Source organism: Photobacterium chitinilyticum, assembly GCF_004104355.1.
GTDB classification, from domain to species: Bacteria; Pseudomonadota; Gammaproteobacteria; order Enterobacterales; family Vibrionaceae; genus Photobacterium; species Photobacterium chitinilyticum.
Genome location: NZ_RJLM01000001.1, coordinates 883,641 through 900,726 on the forward strand (window position 1 = coordinate 883,641; position 17,086 = coordinate 900,726).

Genomic DNA, 17,086 nt, shown 5'->3' on the forward strand with positions numbered 1-17,086 from the left:
ACTGTTACCAAATGCCAGTTGGTTTGCCGACTGGCTTTTTTGTCTCTGAGCCTTGGTTATCTATGGATTTAATTAAGCTTTCCCGTATTAGCATGAAACATCTGGTCACGCTTCATGTGATGCTGGATACCCTGAGCGTTACTGTTAGTGCTGAACGTTTATGTCTGAGCCCTTCGTCGGTGAGCAAAACCCTAACGCAACTTCGGGAAAGCCTGAATGACGAGCTCTTTTATCGTCATGGCAATCAGCTCGTTGCCACACCGCTTGCACGTCGTCTTGGGCCAACAGTTCATCAGATGATCAACGAGATGAACCAAATGCTGACTCAGGAAGCCTTTGACCCGTCTCGTTATGAAGGACGCTTTTCTCTCGCGATGCGAGAGAGTACCTTTGAGCTGCTTGCCGCTAAGTTGAGTGCCAAAGTTCTGGCCCTGGCTCCTAATCTCCGGTTGGAAATATGGTCTAAGGACAGTATGGGATTTGAGGGGCTGACGAAAGGTAAGTTAGATTTCATTATGTTGCCGCATGATCGCAGTCAGCCGCCAAGCACCCACAACAATCTTGTATGGGAAACGCTGGTTGATGACGAGATGGTGTGCATGATGAGCCCTGACCATCCATTAGCGAATAATACGCTGACGATTGACGAATACCTTAGCTATGGACATGTCGGCATCCTGGATCAGGATTTGAGTGTTCCATTCTTTGAAATGCAGCTAGCACAGCAGCACCGTAAGCGTCGGATTGCCGTGAGTGTTTCTGACTTTGGCGGGGCTGCGCTGATGTGCCATCATAGCGACTTGCTGTTTACCTGTTCAAAACAATGGGCAAATACCGCGATGCAGGCAAAGGGGCTGATTATGAAACCCCTGCCATTTAATTACGGCGAGGTGTCTTATAGTCTGGTGTGGAATCAGCCGAGTATGAATGATCCTGCCCACCGGTGGCTCTACGAGCAGATCTTGGAATCTTGTCGAGAGCTGGAAAACGAGTAGGTATTTTACTCCTGTGTAATATTAACCCCCCTCCCTGCCTCCCCCTTGAAAAGAGGGAGGTGTTTTTCTTTAGCTTCTAATTACCACTGCCGGCAGCACAATATTTCGAACTCCCCGCACGGCTAATTGTTCCGCAAACAGGGTTATTTCACTCTTTTCGCATGTTGGCCAATCAAGCGCTTCGCCCGTTACGCCATGATGCTGAAAAGCATTGAGCCTGATGCGGGTGTCTGTCGGCAATAGCGTGAGATATTTCGCTAATTCATCGATTTCCACGTCAAAGTCAGTAACGGTCGGAATGTATAATAGGCGAAGTTCGTGTAGTTTGTTATGTTGACCTAGCAGTTGGATAGATTGAAATACCCTGTGATGCTCTCGTCCAGTTAGCCATCGATGTGTTTCCTGTTGCCATGCTTTCAAATCGATCATTGCGCCATCGAGAACAGGGAGAACTTTTTTCCATCCGGTTTCGCTTAGGCTGCCATTACTGTCAATCATGCAGCTTAGATGCTGAAGATCTGCAGATGCTTTTATCGCCTCAAATAAATGAATGATGAAGTTAAGTTGCAGGGTGGCTTCGCCGCCTGTGACTGTTATCCCTGAGATAAACAGGCTGTTTTTCCGGATCACGGCCAGCATTCTTTCAACGGTATATTGCTCGGTTTTTGGGTTTGACTGGCGTGGGCAAACAGCAAGGCAGGTATCGCAATGGGTACAAGCGTTAGCATCCCAGCGGACCTGCGTTTTACCTGCCGGGCTTGCAGTCGTCATGCTGAGTGCATTGGCCGGGCAATGCTCAATACAGTCGCCGCAATGGTCACATATCCCGATCGTATGTGGGTTATGACAGTTCTTACATTGAAAGTTACAGCCTTGCAGAAAGATAACGAGCCTGTTTCCAGGCCCGTCAACGCAAGAGAAGTTAAGGGTTTTACTGACCGTTGCGGTAGCAAGGTGATTGCTCATGCGAAGCCACTCTTGGTTTACGATTAAGAATGCCGGTATTGCTGGCAGCTTCAGCACCGAGACCTGTGGTATTGGTACGGGAGCCGTGTTCTTTGAACTGCGCAATGTCAGATAGCTTGATCATATAGCCAGTTACGCGGATCAGGTCGTTAGAGTCGACGTTAGCCGTAAATTCGCGCATACCCAAACTTAATGCCCCTTTGCAAAGCTGATACATGGCCTCGGGGTTGGATTTGACAGTTTCATCAATGGTGATGATGTCGCTGATCCCGGATGGGTAATATTGGTGATGCTCGGCCAATGCCTGAATATGACTGACCGGATCCGGTTCAGTACCATAAGGAATGCGAACACCCGGTGTAACATCAAGATCCAAACTGATCCCGCCTTGTGCGTGCAACAATGCTCGTCCGTTGTAGCCGTAGGTTACTGGAGTTGTCTTTACAATTTTATCCAGTGTGGCGGAGATCTGGTAACCGAGCTGGTTGGCTAGGTCGTCATGGCCATAGCTTGCTGTTATCTTATCTTTTTCGAGCAAGATACTTACGGCTTCGGCCATACCGTATATTCCGAACATTGGTGCAAATCGGGATTCTTCGATTAGCTGCTCTTTGACGAGGAAACTATCAAAGAAGTGTGATTGCTGGTGTAAAAATGTCGAGCGCGCTTCAATCAGTTCGTACATCAGTGAGCAGTAGTGAGGTAGCACTTTGGTCAGAAAATCCTTCTGACTTTGCGCTTGAAGTGCCACTTGTTTCAAGTTCATACGAACTAGGGTGTTAGCGCCACCAGCCAGCGGTAGCGAGTTATAGCAGCTTACAATTCCGAAGCCTTTCTCGTCATACGTATTGGCGTGAAGTGGGTAATTGGCAATATGTGGCTTGCTGCATTCGCAGATATTCCCTGTTGCCACGCGCAGTAATTCATCCGGGGTGACTGCTGGGTCGTACATGAAAGTCAAATTTGGCGCGACTTGCTTTAGTTCGGCATCAATACGGAGGATGGTCCGGCAAATAATATTGTCTGTTGGTCCAATGTTGACGTGCATGAAGGCATCGGGAAGTGTGCGATCGAGCATGATCCAAAATAGTTTCAGCTTCCGGTAAATAGTGTCTTCATCTACGCCCTCTGTAAAGGGCATTAGTATGTCGTCAAGTTGTCCGAGATAGACTGGGATGTTGGTAACCGATGGAACATGGTGGTAAAGAATCGTCAGAGCATTGAGCGCTTCATCCAGATTTTCTGATACTGATAGTTCCAAATATTGCGAGCCCTGCTGAAGGAACTTGGCGTAGTCAGGCAGTACATAGCGTGGTTTGAATGGTGCGTTGCCTTCAAACATATCACAGATAACTCCGGTATCTATGGCTGTTTGAACAGGCTCAGAAATCGCGACGTAGGGTAGGCTGGCATCGGCTTCCAAAGCCAGATAGTTGGACTTTTGCTTCGGTGAAAGCGTTGGATCGGTGATGATCTGATGAAATTTGGCCTGTATGGTCATGAACGAATACCCATCTAAAACTTATGGATATAACATTATCGTTTTTGTGTTATTTCCTGAAGTGAAAGTCTTAAAATTATGTGTTTCTGAAATGGAAATCCGTCACTAAGGTTCACAACTGCACTCAGCTTGATAGGGATGCTGATTTATATAACGTATTAAGCTACAACATTGCCATAATCCATAAAACTATTTTAAAGCAGTTATTATAATAAAAAAGTACTAGTAAATATAAATAGTGGTTAATAGTTAATTCAGATATAAACTACTAATTATTAACGGTTATATAAATTAGTCTTAATTTATAACACTATTAATTTGTCACTATGTCACTTTATTGTCTAAATATTAAAGTGCAGTCTAAATTATATAGGACGTTGTAATTATTCTGTTTGAATTTGGTGATATAGGCAATCATGGATTGAGAGCATTAAGCGTATTCTTCCTTAATTAAGGATTGGTTTGTAATGTTCAAGATTATTTGGGTAATTCGTCATGGTTTAAATTTTCTCACCTTCACCGTGTTATTTACTACGGCAGCTTCGGCAACTCAAAATCAGCTTGGGTGGCAATTTCTCAATCAGCACGAGTTGACTAGTCAGAACAAGCTGTGTGCAGAATCAATTCAGTCATATCACCATGCCTATAATGTTTGCTTTCCCGAACTGATAGAAGAGGGTTATACAGCTAATGATTACTCTCCGGTTTGGGCTGAAGAGTCTTTACGACAGGAGCTTTTTGTTCAATTAAAGTCGTTGGCTTATGCCGAGCTTGTTCCTGGGGTTGATGAACGGCTTGCGGAGCTTGAACAACTTACTCAATACCAGGATCAGCGCAGTTTTGATCTTCTCGCAACAGATTCGTTGTTGGTCTATAAATCGGTTATTGCTCAGCTCCAGGAAAACCCTAGCTGGTTATTTAAGCATCAGTTATTGGTTGTTCCGCGACAATCTTATGCTGAATTGAATCTCCCGTTTTCTGCCGCTTCGATTAAGGAAGAGCTTTACCGCCTTCGCCCCCAGATTAAACGGTTTGAACGTTCGGTTGCATTGGCTGAATGGTTTCGCAACCAGCTGCCGCATCAGCTTGAACTATCGAGCCATAACCGTGTAATCAAACAGGATCAGTTTATTTCCAATGGCCATCGGCTTCTCGATGTATTGTATAGCTACGGCGATATCAGCCAAATTGATTATGAGGTATTGTCGGAGCTGGAAGTCATCAATAACTCTGGGGAAGTCAATTATGCTATTAGAGCTTTTCAGCGTCGGAACGGACTTGAAGATGACGGCGTTATTGGCCCTGCAACGGCTAAACAACTGACTCTGCCATATTCTGAGGTTGCCAGAGTTATCGCACTTAACCTCCAACGAAGTCGTTTTGGATCGAGAGAAACAGGAAGGCCGCTAATTCAGGTTAATATTCCAGATTATATGTTGAGACTAACCCAGCAAGATGAAGTACTTTTCGAATCTAAGGTTATTGTCGGCAGAACAAGCCGTCCGACTTATTTGTTTTCATCGTCACTTAATACTATGGTCGTCAATCCCTATTGGAATGTTCCGACGACCATCAAGCAGGAAGATGTGATTCCCAAGGTAAAGGAGTCACTTAATTACCTGGCTGAAAAAAACCTGAAGATTGTAAAAAGCTGGCGTGATCGTAGTGTTATTTTGCCCGAGCAAATTGAGTGGAGCACGGTAGACCCAGAAACTTTCCCCTATGAATTTCAGCAAGGCCCGGGTCCGGCGAATGCGTTAGGTAAGGTGAAGTTCCTGATGCCAAATGATTACTCGGTGTTTTTGCATGATACGCCATCGCGAAGGTTATTTGATAAGGCGAAACGCAATTTCAGTTCAGGTTGTGTCAGGGTTGAAAAAGCTGATGAACTGGCAGAGATCATCCTTCAGCATCAGCGTCGCTCGGGTATGGCGCCTTATCAGCAAATGGTCAATGACGATGAGCAAGATACGGTTAGCCTGGCAAGAAGGGTGAATGTTGACTTTATGTATGTGACCGCCTGGATCGATGAAAACGAGCAGCTTCAGTTGCGTGAAGATATTTACGGTTATGACCGACCTGGTGATAAGCGTGTAGAGCCACAGTATATAACCCTGAAAGATTTCAGTTACTAAGAAAGTGAAAGTAATTTTGAAAATGGCCTGAGCACGTTGTGTGCTCAGGTTGTGTTTATAATACTGTAGCCTTTTATGAGGCGGGGACAGTTCGAGTTTTCCAGAGCGACCCAATAATCGCAGCAGATATCGTCAGTACAATGACACACAATGAAATCGGTGTCGGAATTGCCCAACGGGTTTCCATCAATAACATCTTGATACCAATGAAGCTGAGGATGAATGCCAGCGCCGGGCGCAGGTAACAGAATCGTGTTAGCATACCTTCGAGAACAAAATACAGCGAACGTAATCCGAGCAAAGCAAAAACATTTGCGGTGAATACAAGGAAAGGTTCCTTGGTAACTGCAAAGATCGCCGGGATCGAATCCAGTGCAAACATCACATCTGTCAGGGCGATTACAGCTATCACGATCATTAACGGCGTGGCTATCCACCCCTGACTATCTCTAACGAGCAACTTGTTTCCTTGATAGGAATCACTGACTCGGAAACATTTCTTGACCAGTCGAACCGGCAGTGAATCAGAGAAGTCATCCTGTTCGTCTTCATCCTCGCTCCACAGTTTATAGCCCGTGTACAACAGAAATGCAGCAAAGACATAGAGCACCCAATGAAATTGGGTAAGTAGCTCGGCACCGACAGCAATCATGATCCCGCGAAGTATCAAGGCGCCAACGACACCAAGCATTAATACCCGGGGTCGTATCGCTTCAGGAACGGCAAACTGACCAAAAATCAGTGCAAAGACAAACAAGTTGTCGACACTGAGTGATTTTTCTAGCAGGTAGCCAGTTAGAAACGCCGTTGCAGCCTCACTATTGGTGTAACTGCTGACCGGTGCCATTTCTTGCCAGTACAGGTAGATAACAAAGTTAAACGTCAAAGCAAGCGCAACCCAGAATAAACTCCAGACAGCGGCTTTTTTTATGGTGACGTTACCGCCACGGGTTTGGTACAAGTCCAGCGCCAGCATGATGACAATCAGAACAGCGAACCCTTCATAGCTAAAAAGGCTCATGGTTTTCTCCTTCCAGGTACGCACAGAAGGGGTGGGTAGGATGAGAATAGCCTGACCTTCCGCGCATTAACAAACAGCACAATAGTGCATAAATAATGGCGTTGGTCTCGTCAGAATGGTGCTAAAAGTATGGAATACCTAGCAAATCCATCCTCGACTGCCGGAAGCATGAGGCTTCGGGATGACGACAGGCGAACAAGTGGTGACTACTCCCCAAACAGGTGTATTTTATGAGAACTGTGAGCTGAACGCTAATACTATTTACCACTCAATTGCACTTAATTCAGTGAGTGAAACAGTTGTCGAAATGTCGTTGGAAAGGCAGATAAATGTAAGTGTTATTTTTTGACGATAATATGCGGTTTGAATTATTACTCAGCATGTCTTTTAGACGCGATTTTTTATGCCATCAATGTATGCGATATAAGTATTCGTGATGTTGCTCATAGATTCAAAAATTAACTATTAATTCTGTTGGATAGAACTAATTGGTATTTATGTAAATACTGTTACTATTATTTGATGTTGTTCGATAGGTAATCATTACGTTTTTCAATCTTTTTGCTAACAAGTAAATACAGCATGGTCTGTAGATACTATTTTAGCTATTTTTATTGGATATAAAGGCTTAGAAATGGCAGGTCTATCTCTTGTTAAGAAAATAATAGCGGGTGTTTCACTGTTAGTCTTACTCATCGCATCAGTCGGTACATGGATGGCAGTGAATAAAATTTCAGATTTAACTCAAACGAATATTCGCAATGGACTAGCAACGCAAGTGAGTGAAAAGGCTCAATTTGCAAGAGGTTATGTACTTAAATATCAAGCTGTTGTGGATACTTTTCTCAATGGCCCTGATTTGCAGGACTTTATAGAAGAAAGAGACAGTCACGATGATGAATTAAATTCAAAAGAGTATCGCTCAATTGTTAAATACATAAACAAGATGAATAAAGTTGACCCTAATTTATTCAGTTTATTTTTTGCGCTGGAGAAAACAGGCGAATATTTTGATGCATCTGGGCAATATTTTGACCCCGCAATAAATTTAAAGCAGCGACCATGGTGGAAAACATCAATAAGTAATAAAACGCCTTGGCTAACAACAGCAATTGACGTGAGAAACGGGAATCTAAATGGGGCTATATATATGCCTGTTTATGATGCTTCTGGTGAATTAAAATTCATCGGTGGTGCCGATTTGAAAATAACGGCTCTGCAAAAGGCCCTTTTGGATGAAACTCGCTATCTAGGCCAAGGAACGCCCTTCCTATTTAATGGTAATGGAGAGGTGTTGCTATTCTCAGGAATGGACACTGACAAGGTTAAGGACTTAACCCTCGAAAAGCTTGATCGCGATAATGTAGGTTTTACTCAACTCCGCCATTCTAAAAGCACAACAGCAACCTGGTTTTCAGAGGTTGAATGGCAAGGTCGTAAGCAACTGGTCGCCATCCAGGATATTGCTCTCGAGTATCCGAAAATGGATTGGAAGCTAGCGCTAATGGTGCCAATGTCGATGGTCGAAGAGCCTGTCAGCGAAGCCAGCCAGCAAGCCATTATATTCGCCGTGCTGGGGGTTGTTGTGTTGGCGGTTGCGCTGGGTTTGTTTTGCATAAAGTCGCTGGCCCCTTTGAATCATGCGGCAATGGCCATGCGGGATATTGCCCATGGTGATGGCGATTTGACCCAGCGACTTGTCATGGACCGTGAAGACGAAATCGGACGTGTTGCCCTGGCGTTTAATGATTTTGCCGGCAAAATCCAGACGTTAATTCAGCACAGCCGCGAATTAGCCGGTTATGTCGAGCAAAATAGCCAGGGAATGGAAAAAACAATCAAGGCAACCAATGATGCCGTTCAGGTACAAAAAGATGAACTAGACCAAATAGCGACTGCTGCCACTGAAATGGGGCATGCTGTTCGTGAAATCTCTGCTAACGCCGAGCAGACGCGAACGATGACTCAAGACGCTGAGCTGTTGGTGTCTACAAGCCATGATACGGTTCAGTCTGCAATTCGAAATGTGGAACTACTGTCTGAGGAGATTTTCAATGCCGAGGAGTTGGTGCTAAACCTTCGTCAAGATGCGGATCAGATTGGTCAAGTGCTCAGTGTCATCAGTGATATCGCTGACCAGACAAATTTGTTGGCTTTGAATGCCGCAATTGAAGCGGCGCGTGCTGGTGAGTATGGCAGAGGGTTTGCCGTAGTTGCTGATGAAGTACGAAGTCTCGCGAGTAAAACGCAGCAGTCGACAATCGATATTCAGAAAATTATCGAGCAGCTGCAATCCAATACACAGAATGTTACTTCTGTAATGGGACGAAATCGCAGTCAGGCAGAACAAACAACAACCGAATCGCGTAATGTGGGTGATGCCTTAGATAATATAATGACTGCAATTTCTAATATTCAGGCTCAGACAGAGCAAATTGCCTGTGCAACATCGGAGCAAACCGAGGTTGTTCAAGAGATTGGCCGTAATGTTAACCGCGTAAATGAAATGGCTGACGAAACGAGTGCCCAGATGGAGGCCGCTGTCACAGAGACTCAACAACTCAACCATAATAACGGTGAACTACAGAAGGCAATAAACCAGTTCAAAGTGTAGGTACCTTTTAGCTCTTTTAATATAAAAAGCACACTACACTTCAATGACAGAAGGTTGACAAACAAAAGGTATTTTAATTTGGCAAAATTTCAAACAGATACGATACTTAACAGTTACTGAATGTTGCTTTTTTAATCAGTGCAAAAAAAGATTCTTGAATAGATAGCCGCGTTTTAATCCATTCAAATTGATACTATCTTAATGAGCTTAATTTCATAAGGAATAGAACATGGAAAGAAAAATGCTGATACGGAATATTTCTTACATGGAGCGCGAGCTATCAGAAATGAAAAGGGAGCTGGCGACTCTCGACGCAAGGTGGGAGCAGAAAGAAAAAGGTGACTACCGGCATATTGAAGATGATGTAATGTCGGATGATCGCCATTAGGCCCTTGCTCTAGTGATTAAAAGAAAGGGGGGATGGTTAAGACCATGCCCCTTTTTTTACACAATATATCGAGCCTTTTGATCATCGTGATGTAAAGGCTTTTTGTTTCTATGCACGAATAGATAAAAATATCATATTTTTCATGGCTAGTTATTAGTGTGAATAAGAAACAAAGCGTAGAGGGTTATTATGTATCAAAGATGGTGTTGCTGTTATTTCTACCTCTCAGGATCTTGCATAGCTATAAATTTCAAATGGAATACCAGTAAAGTATAAATTTATCCTGATATTTATATTTACTAAAGCAATGAACAACCAAAAAAGACCTGTTGCGGTTATGTTTGGTTTTTGTTGTTTTTAATGTGGTTTTTGAGCGGTTTTTTATAATATATTCATGAATATCGTAAAATTGGTTAATATTTCAACAAGGTAAAGCAGATGTTTTTAAGGTTTTATTGATGTTAATCAATTGTTCTTAGTGTATTTTAATATTGGTTTTTAGGCCATAAAAGTAAGATCGAACGCAAATTTTGATAAATAAACAATTCCTCAGAAACAAGTTAGTCGTATAGTTGAATATAGTTACAAGTAGATGCCAATCGTTACACTGAGTTCTAAACAACAGTGGTTATGTTTCTTTTAAGGATGATTATGGAAACATCAGTTGAAATCTCAAAAAATAGTAATGTTGTGTTTGATTACACATCGTTCCTATCTGCATCTTGTAAACATAGGCTGACTTTTATTGATGCATTAAAAACGTTAGTTCCGGCATTTGAGATCTCATGGACATCCTCTTTGCCCAATGAATTAACTGAGTCAGAAAAACTACAGTTGCAGGCATTAAAAGTGTTGTCAACCAACATCAGTGATTCGAACAACCTGATCCGTTTGTTGCGATTAGCTCGATCAGAGCAGATTAACGAATTGTTGATTACTTTACCGTATGCGCTAGAAAGCGAGCAGCTTGATCTTATTGAAAGTAAAGCTGGTTGTAGGATCACAATGGTCGCAGATAGCGGTGAAGAATTAAGAGTCCATATGGTTGAGTCTTAATACGAAACTGAATAATATTCTTGTCTATCAGAGAATGAAAATAAAAAGCCAGCTAACAAGCTGGCTTTTTTCTGGGGGACAATAAAATGATTAAATCATTCCTTGCCAAAGCATGCCTGCGGCAAGACAGGCCGCCACAGTCAATAGGCTAGCCGCTGCTTTCTCGGTTCCAATGAAGGCCGTGGTATTTTGTTCCCGCTTCGCCTTGGTATAAAAATAGAGGCCAGGCAAGTACAACAGGGCTGAGAGCAGCAAGTAGTTTAAACCTGAAGCATAAAGTAACCAAATGCCGTAAAGGCTAGCACCAAAACCTACCAATAGAAGAGAGCCACGGTCTTTACGCTGAATAGCCAGCTTTAGAGTGTAGGCTCCTACAAGGAAGTAGGGCACTAGGATCATTTCTGATGCGATAGCGAGTAATATGTCATATGTGCTGCCAGCAAAAACCACAAAAATTAATGAAAGTTGAACGCAGCAGTTCGTAAAGAACAGGGCTTTTACCGGACTGCCAGCCTCATTTTGTTGGGCAAAGCTTTTGGGAAACATACTATCTTTAGCGCCAAGATAAGGTGCTTCAGAAGCCAATACGGTCCAGCTCAGAAAAGCGCCGCATACTGAAATTAACAAACCACAGCCGATAATGATTGAGCCCCATGGACCCAAGATTTCAGTCAAGACCCGAGCCATAGACGGATTCTGGTAGGTTGCAAGCTCTTCAGTGCTGATCACGCCCATGGATAATAAGGTAACCAAGACATAAATAGAGAGCGCAGTCAGCAGGCCTAAAATAGTTGCACGGCCAATATCTTTACGGTTCTTTGCGCGACTAGAAACAACAACAGCACCTTCGATACCGATAAATACCCAAACGGTGATCAGCATTGTACTTTTTACCTGGGACAGCAGATCATGCTGCTCGCCAAAATGAAGACCGGTAAAATCAAAAATGAACGTATCCCATTTGAAGGAAATCAGTGCACATAAAATGAAAAGGAATAGCGGGATCAGTTTTGCGATCGTCGTTACCATATTGATCACTGCTGCGGTTTGTACGCCGCGGAGTACGAGTGTATGGACCAACCAGAGCAGAACCGAAGCTCCGGTAACAGCTAACCAGGTATTTCCGTCACCGAATAGCACCATATCCGGCTGGTCAAAAAACATTCCTAGTGTGCTGAAAACAATAACTAAGTAGGAGACATTGGCAAGCATGGCGCTTAACCAGTAACCCCATGCGGAGCAAAAGCCGATAAAGTCACCAAAGCCGGCTTGGGCGTAACCAAATACGCCGCTTTCTATTTCAGGTTTTAGTTGGGATAAATGCTGAAAGGCAAGTGCGAGAAAGACCATCCCGACTCCTGTGATTGTCCATCCAATCATCACTGCTGCAGGGCTGGCAACGTTGGCCATATTCTGGGGAAGACTGAAGACGCCTGCACCTATCATTGAACCGATAACGAGCGCTGTTAACGCACCCAAGCCTAGTTTCTTTTCCATTTCGAAGATCCGGTTTTAATGACTAGTATTTTGTCGTTAAAGGGCATTTTATTATGTTTTCAGTATTTATTGCACAAGAAATGCGATGTATATTGCTCAAAAAGTGGTTAATAACACTATTATTTGTACTGGATCAAGAAAGCCACTAAAAATGAAGCGTTAGTGGCTTTTTACAGGGGTATTTTGTGCGGAAATATTAATGAAAAGTCAATTTCATTTTGCTGCGGCGGTTTATGATAAATGCGTATGAAGAGCCGTTTTCAGCTGCTTGGCGGATCTCATCACTCTCAAAGTTTTCCACATCGCCAGTTGCAATCACAGCGCTGCAATTTCCGGTGCTAAGTGCTTTTTCCATCAGTTTCTGATCTGTAAGGCCTTTCTTGTTTCTCAATAACAGCACTTTGTTTAAATCGATTTCTGCACTTTGAAGTAGGTTCTTGTCGAGCATGGCTTCGTCACCAATAAACATGATCCACCGACTTTGCTGACTGGCTTGTTTGAGAATACGAAGAAAATAAGCTAGTTGAGTTTGCTTTTCATCAGAGAGGCAAACTTCAATCGGACACTTTACTGGTTGGGTAAAAGACGGCGAGCTGGTATGGGTAGCAAAAGCCGATTTATAGACTTGTGCTGCAGAAACTGATTGTAGGTTGTCAAATAGTACTGTCATTGCTCGTCATCCTTACCAGTGGTTATTTATACATGCTGTATGTCCATACAGTAGTTTCATTCGGACAGGGTTGCAAGCATTTTTTGTGTTGTCAGTTCCAGTCTCATTTGGGATCTTGTCCGGTTAAATGGGATTGCTTATTTATTATCTTATTGTTTATAAAGTGAATTTGTGACTGGAGAAAATTTGGAGAAATGAGTTGTCCAACTGTCCGCTTCAAACAACCAGAAAATGAGAGCTTTGAAGTTTGAACTACTTCACGCTAGTAATGGTGAGTGGCATGCTTTTTTGTAAGCATCCAATGGAACTACATTGAAGGTAAGTAATGATTGGACAACAACTGTATCTAGCAGGAGTTTATTCGACCGCGCTTTCTGGCACGGTTTTGCCCCATTATTCGGTAGACCTTTTACTCATTCATGTGCTGTTAATCTTAGTTTGTACTACTAAAACTTATCCGAGCTAGTTGGTAAATCAGAATCTCTGTTATTAGGCGACATTTGGCAGCCCAAAATTCCCTTCATGTGACTTAGGTTGTTGATTATTAATTGAATTAATATAAATGGTGTTGCATTGTAATATGATAAAAGACGACAACTTTTCGACTAATCAGCGTTAGCTGTTTTCTGAAGTCTGACGGTTTATGGTGCTTGTAAACGAATATATTGAAATATATGGGGCGTTCATGGAAGGTGTTGTAGTAGAAAAAAGTAAGATCGGTGAGATTACATATCTGCTCTATTGTAAAAAAGAGTCGGTAAATAATCCTTTAGTCATCATCTGTCACGGTTGGAGCAATGATAAATATGAAGGCTCTAATCTAGCTTTAAATTTAGCTCTTCAGGGTTATTCTGTTATCTGCTTTGATGCAGATAAACACGGCGAAAGAGATGATGGTAATGCTCAAAACGTTAGTAGTCATTCGAGATTTATCAAAAGAATGACGGGTGTTATCAAGCAGAATTCAGATGACATAAATACACTCATTGAGCATTATCAGGAAGATATGAGGATTGATCCATCGAGGATTGCGGTTGTGGGTATCTCTATGGGGGCAATGTCCACATTTTATTCTTTGACCAAAAATAAACGGATTAAAGTTGCGGTACCAATTATCGGCTCTCCTGACTTTGTCGGCTTGGAGAAGTTCGCCTTAGAAGCCGATTCAGTTAATAAGATTCTTAGTGATGATGAGAAGTTAGCTATTAGGTATATGGCAGAGATTGATCCATGTTTGTACCTTATAGAAAATGAAAGTCGCCCTATGTTGATCATAAATGGTGAGAAAGATGATTGGGTTCCTGCCAATTTCGCGAAGGACTTTTATGAAAAAGTGAAGAGTAAATACGATAAAAACAATACTGAAATTGAGTTCAATTTAGCTGATGAATCGCATTACTTTTCCAACGACATGCGAGATCATACGATGAAATGGTTGAATAAAAATTTGTAGGCTAAAAAGTAAATCTGTAGCAATAAACAGCCATACAAACGCTTAAGGTTTCAAAGTACTTTTTCTAATCTGATCGAAACGGTTTAGAGCAACACACCTAAAACGTTTTTGTCCAAAACTAAGTTAGCCATGTCATCAGGCAAAAAAGCCTTAGCAGTTGTTGCTAAGTTTGCAACAACTGCCTCTTTCTATGCTGTTTGCTTTAGACTGTAATGCTTATGCGACGTCTAACATTTTTTGTTGATGTGCAAGGTACTCATCATAAGTGCCTTGGAAGTTAACGAGCTTCTTGTCTTTCACATCGATAATAGAAGTGGCAAGAGATGATACAAACTTGCGGTCGTGGCTCACAAAAATAAGCGTACCTTGGTAATTTTTAAGTGCGTTATTAAGCGCTTCGATCGCTTCCATGTCCATGTGGTTTGTTGGTTCATCCATAACGAGAACATTGATGTCTTGCATCATTAACTTACCAAACAATAAGCGATTCTTTTCGCCACCAGAACAGTTCTTAGCTTGTTTATTTGCATCATCCGCTGTGAACAGTAAGCGACCTAAAATACCACGAACCATCAAATCGTCATGCTTCGTGGTGCGCCACTGTGAGATCCAATCGAAGATACTTAAGTCGTTGTCGAAATCAGCCGTACTATCTTGTGGGCAGTAACCAATAGAAGCATTTTCAGACCACTTTACAACGCCGTGATTCTGCTCTAGTTCGTTGACTAGGCAGCGTAGAAATGTCGTCTTACCAACACCATTTTCGCCAATCACCGCCAAGCGAGTACCAGCCTCCAGAAGTAAGTTACCTTTCTCGAACAGTAGCTCATCTTCAAATGCGTGGCCCAAATCTTGTAGTTCAAGTGCTTGGCGATGCAGCTTCTTGCCTTCACCAAAATCAATCGATGGGCTAATGCGGCTAGTCGACTTAACTTCGTCTAGCTTAATTTTATCCAGCTTTTTCGCACGAGAGCTGGCTTGCTTGGCTTTAGAGGCGTTTGCACCAAATCGATTTACGAAATCTTGCAATTCGCTAATCTCTGCCGATTTTTTAGCATTGCCAGCCAGTAACTGTTCGCGGATCAGGCCTGATGCTTCAAGGAAGTATTCGTAGTTACCTGGGTAGATACGAAGCTCACCGTAATCGATATCTGCCATGTGGGTACATACCGAGTTTAAGAAGTGGCGATCGTGCGAAATGATGATCATCGTACATTTACGTTGGTTTAGCTCTTCAGCAAGCCAGTTGATCGTATGAATATCCAGGTTGTTGGTTGGTTCATCCAACAACAAGATATCAGGGTTAGCGAAAAGTGCTTGCGCCAATAGCACTCTTAGCTTCCAACCGGGAGCAACATGTTGCATTAAACCGAAATGAAACTCTTCTTCGATACCAGCTTGCAGCAAAATATCGCCAGCCCGACTTTCTGCGGTGTAGCCGTCCATTTCTGCGAATTCACTTTCAAGCTCAGCAACCGCCATACCGTCTTCTTCACTCATTTCTGGTAATGAATATATACGGTCACGTTCTTGTTTGATTTCCCATAGTTTACGGTCACCCATGATGACTACGTCGATAACATTGTGTTGCTCAAAAGCAAATTGGTCTTGACTCAGTACGCCAAGTTTTAACCCTGGGGTGATAGACACATTGCCAGAGCTTGGAGCCAGTGAGCCACTAAGAATCTTCATGAACGTTGATTTACCACATCCATTGGCTCCGATTAAGCCGTAACGGTTACCGTTACCAAACTTAGCAGAAATGTTTTCAAATAAAGGCTCGGCGCCGAATTGCATGGTGATGTTAGCGGTTGAAATCAAAGAAGTATCCCTAGATATTAAGATTGGCTAATCGCTTAGTTCGATATGCCAAGTCAATAGAAATTAAAGCGCGAATGAATAGGCGGCGAATTATACAGATTTATTGAGCAAATAACAGATGTGAGAGGTAAGTCACAGAAGGGGATTGTGTAGAAGTAAAAATATCAATAGTCAAAATGGGGGAAGAATGAGCTTAATCGAGAAACAAAATAATACTCTTAAAGAGGTGCAATGTTTACTTAAAGATATCGAGAGTGAACTGCATTTTCGTTCGCCTCATTCTTCCAAGCTAATCGACATCCGGGATATGCTTGAATGGCTGGAAGGCGGTAGGCTCGTTGGTTACTTTGAAGCGCTATACGGCGAGGGGAAGGGAATACGGAGTGCGCTGGATGCCAGCAAAAGCGGAGATATTTGGGAGTCTCCTATAGAATGCATCTTGAATCAGCCTGAATCGACTGCTCAAATCATGCTGAAGCTGACTGAGTTTCATGGCGAAGAACTGATTTATGAGCCTTTAATCTGTGAGGCGGGCAAGCCTTTTTATTTTATTCTGCCTAAACCCAGGTGCCAGGAGGCTGTTGCAGCCTTTGTTATTTTGTTTTGCCACTATCTCCGGTACATGGAGGTATTGAATTGGGATGATATACGCCCTGATAATGTAGATGTTCTGATTGGTGACAAACTGATCTATTCACTGGCTATGTGCCGAGAGAGTACCGTTTCCGGTGCGATTGTTATGAATGAAGCTGATTGGCATATAAGCATTGCACTAGACGATATTTTGGAACATTCAGATAAGCCGCATGTTGGGGTTATGTATGATGAAATACAGATCGATATTGATGAAAACTATGAGCCCCCCATTAACCCTCTAATACATAACGCCATTCAGCTAGAGCTGGACAATGACAATCCACTGTTTTTCTTTGAAACCGAAACCGAGTATGTGTTTTTTGGAAGCTAACA

At 42.7% G+C, this 17,086-nt stretch carries 13 protein-coding genes; 7 read left to right on the forward strand and 6 right to left on the reverse strand.

What is annotated here, in order from left to right:
• Positions 1-62 precede the first annotated feature (62 nt).
• A complete protein-coding gene (locus EDI28_RS03745; RefSeq protein ID WP_128782473.1) occupies positions 63-995 on the forward strand; it encodes a LysR family transcriptional regulator in 933 nt (310 codons plus the stop codon).
• A 69-nt stretch (positions 996-1,064) separates the two neighbouring features.
• Here EDI28_RS03745 and EDI28_RS03750 read toward each other — a convergent pair whose 3' ends face one another.
• Together EDI28_RS03750 and EDI28_RS03755 are read right to left on the reverse strand one after the other, a co-directional pair.
• Complete coding sequence (locus EDI28_RS03750) at positions 1,065-1,961, reverse strand: YjjW family glycine radical enzyme activase (RefSeq protein ID WP_128782474.1); 897 nt, start codon at positions 1,959-1,961, stop codon at positions 1,065-1,067.
• Complete coding sequence (locus EDI28_RS03755) at positions 1,927-3,462, reverse strand: YjjI family glycine radical enzyme (RefSeq protein WP_128782475.1); 1,536 nt, start codon at positions 3,460-3,462, stop codon at positions 1,927-1,929. The genes EDI28_RS03750 and EDI28_RS03755 overlap by 35 nt, the downstream gene beginning before the upstream one ends.
• 467 nt (positions 3,463-3,929) lie before the next feature.
• On the opposite strand from EDI28_RS03755, the gene EDI28_RS03760 reads away from it, so the two are divergent.
• Positions 3,930-5,597: a L,D-transpeptidase family protein gene (locus EDI28_RS03760; RefSeq protein WP_128782476.1), complete on the forward strand. Its 1,668-nt coding sequence runs from the start codon at positions 3,930-3,932 to the stop codon at positions 5,595-5,597.
• Between the two features lie 73 nt (positions 5,598-5,670).
• Here the strand turns inward: EDI28_RS03760 and EDI28_RS03765 are convergent, their stop codons facing one another.
• Positions 5,671-6,618: a TerC family protein gene (locus EDI28_RS03765; protein WP_128782477.1), complete on the reverse strand. Its 948-nt coding sequence runs from the start codon at positions 6,616-6,618 to the stop codon at positions 5,671-5,673.
• Positions 6,619-7,252: 634 nt separating this feature from the next.
• Here EDI28_RS03765 and EDI28_RS03770 point away from each other — a divergent pair.
• The 3 genes from EDI28_RS03770 to EDI28_RS03775 all read left to right on the forward strand — a co-directional run bounded on the left by EDI28_RS03770 (position 7,253) and on the right by EDI28_RS03775 (position 10,676).
• Positions 7,253-9,232: a methyl-accepting chemotaxis protein gene (locus EDI28_RS03770; RefSeq protein WP_128782478.1), complete on the forward strand. Its 1,980-nt coding sequence runs from the start codon at positions 7,253-7,255 to the stop codon at positions 9,230-9,232.
• Between the two features lie 229 nt (positions 9,233-9,461).
• Positions 9,462-9,620, forward strand: coding sequence for a hypothetical protein (locus tag EDI28_RS26860; protein WP_164918465.1), 159 nt, complete (start codon positions 9,462-9,464; stop codon positions 9,618-9,620).
• A gap of 651 nt (positions 9,621-10,271) precedes the next feature.
• Entirely contained in the window at positions 10,272-10,676 is a 405-nt protein-coding gene (locus EDI28_RS03775; RefSeq protein ID WP_128782479.1) for a hypothetical protein, read from the forward strand.
• Between the two features lie 90 nt (positions 10,677-10,766).
• On the opposite strand, the gene EDI28_RS03780 is transcribed toward EDI28_RS03775, so the two are convergent.
• On the reverse strand, positions 10,767-12,173 hold the full coding sequence (locus EDI28_RS03780; protein WP_128782480.1) for a basic amino acid/polyamine antiporter: 1,407 nt from the start codon (positions 12,171-12,173) through the stop codon (positions 10,767-10,769).
• Between the two features lie 196 nt (positions 12,174-12,369).
• Complete coding sequence (locus EDI28_RS03785) at positions 12,370-12,843, reverse strand: cell division inhibitor SulA (protein WP_128782481.1); 474 nt, start codon at positions 12,841-12,843, stop codon at positions 12,370-12,372.
• Positions 12,844-13,528: 685 nt separating this feature from the next.
• Between EDI28_RS03785 and EDI28_RS03790 the strand changes: the two genes are divergently transcribed.
• On the forward strand, positions 13,529-14,296 hold the full coding sequence (locus EDI28_RS03790) for an alpha/beta hydrolase family protein (RefSeq protein WP_128782482.1): 768 nt from the start codon (positions 13,529-13,531) through the stop codon (positions 14,294-14,296).
• Positions 14,297-14,512: 216 nt separating this feature from the next.
• Here the strand turns inward: EDI28_RS03790 and EDI28_RS03795 are convergent, their stop codons facing one another.
• Positions 14,513-16,117, reverse strand: a complete 1,605-nt coding sequence (locus EDI28_RS03795; protein WP_128782483.1) for an ABC-F family ATPase — start codon at positions 16,115-16,117, stop codon at positions 14,513-14,515.
• 187 nt (positions 16,118-16,304) lie between these two features.
• Here EDI28_RS03795 and EDI28_RS03800 point away from each other — a divergent pair, with 187 nt between their 5' ends.
• Positions 16,305-17,084, forward strand: a complete 780-nt coding sequence (locus EDI28_RS03800; RefSeq protein WP_128782484.1) for a hypothetical protein — start codon at positions 16,305-16,307, stop codon at positions 17,082-17,084.
• The last annotated feature ends 2 nt before the right edge of the window (positions 17,085-17,086 follow it).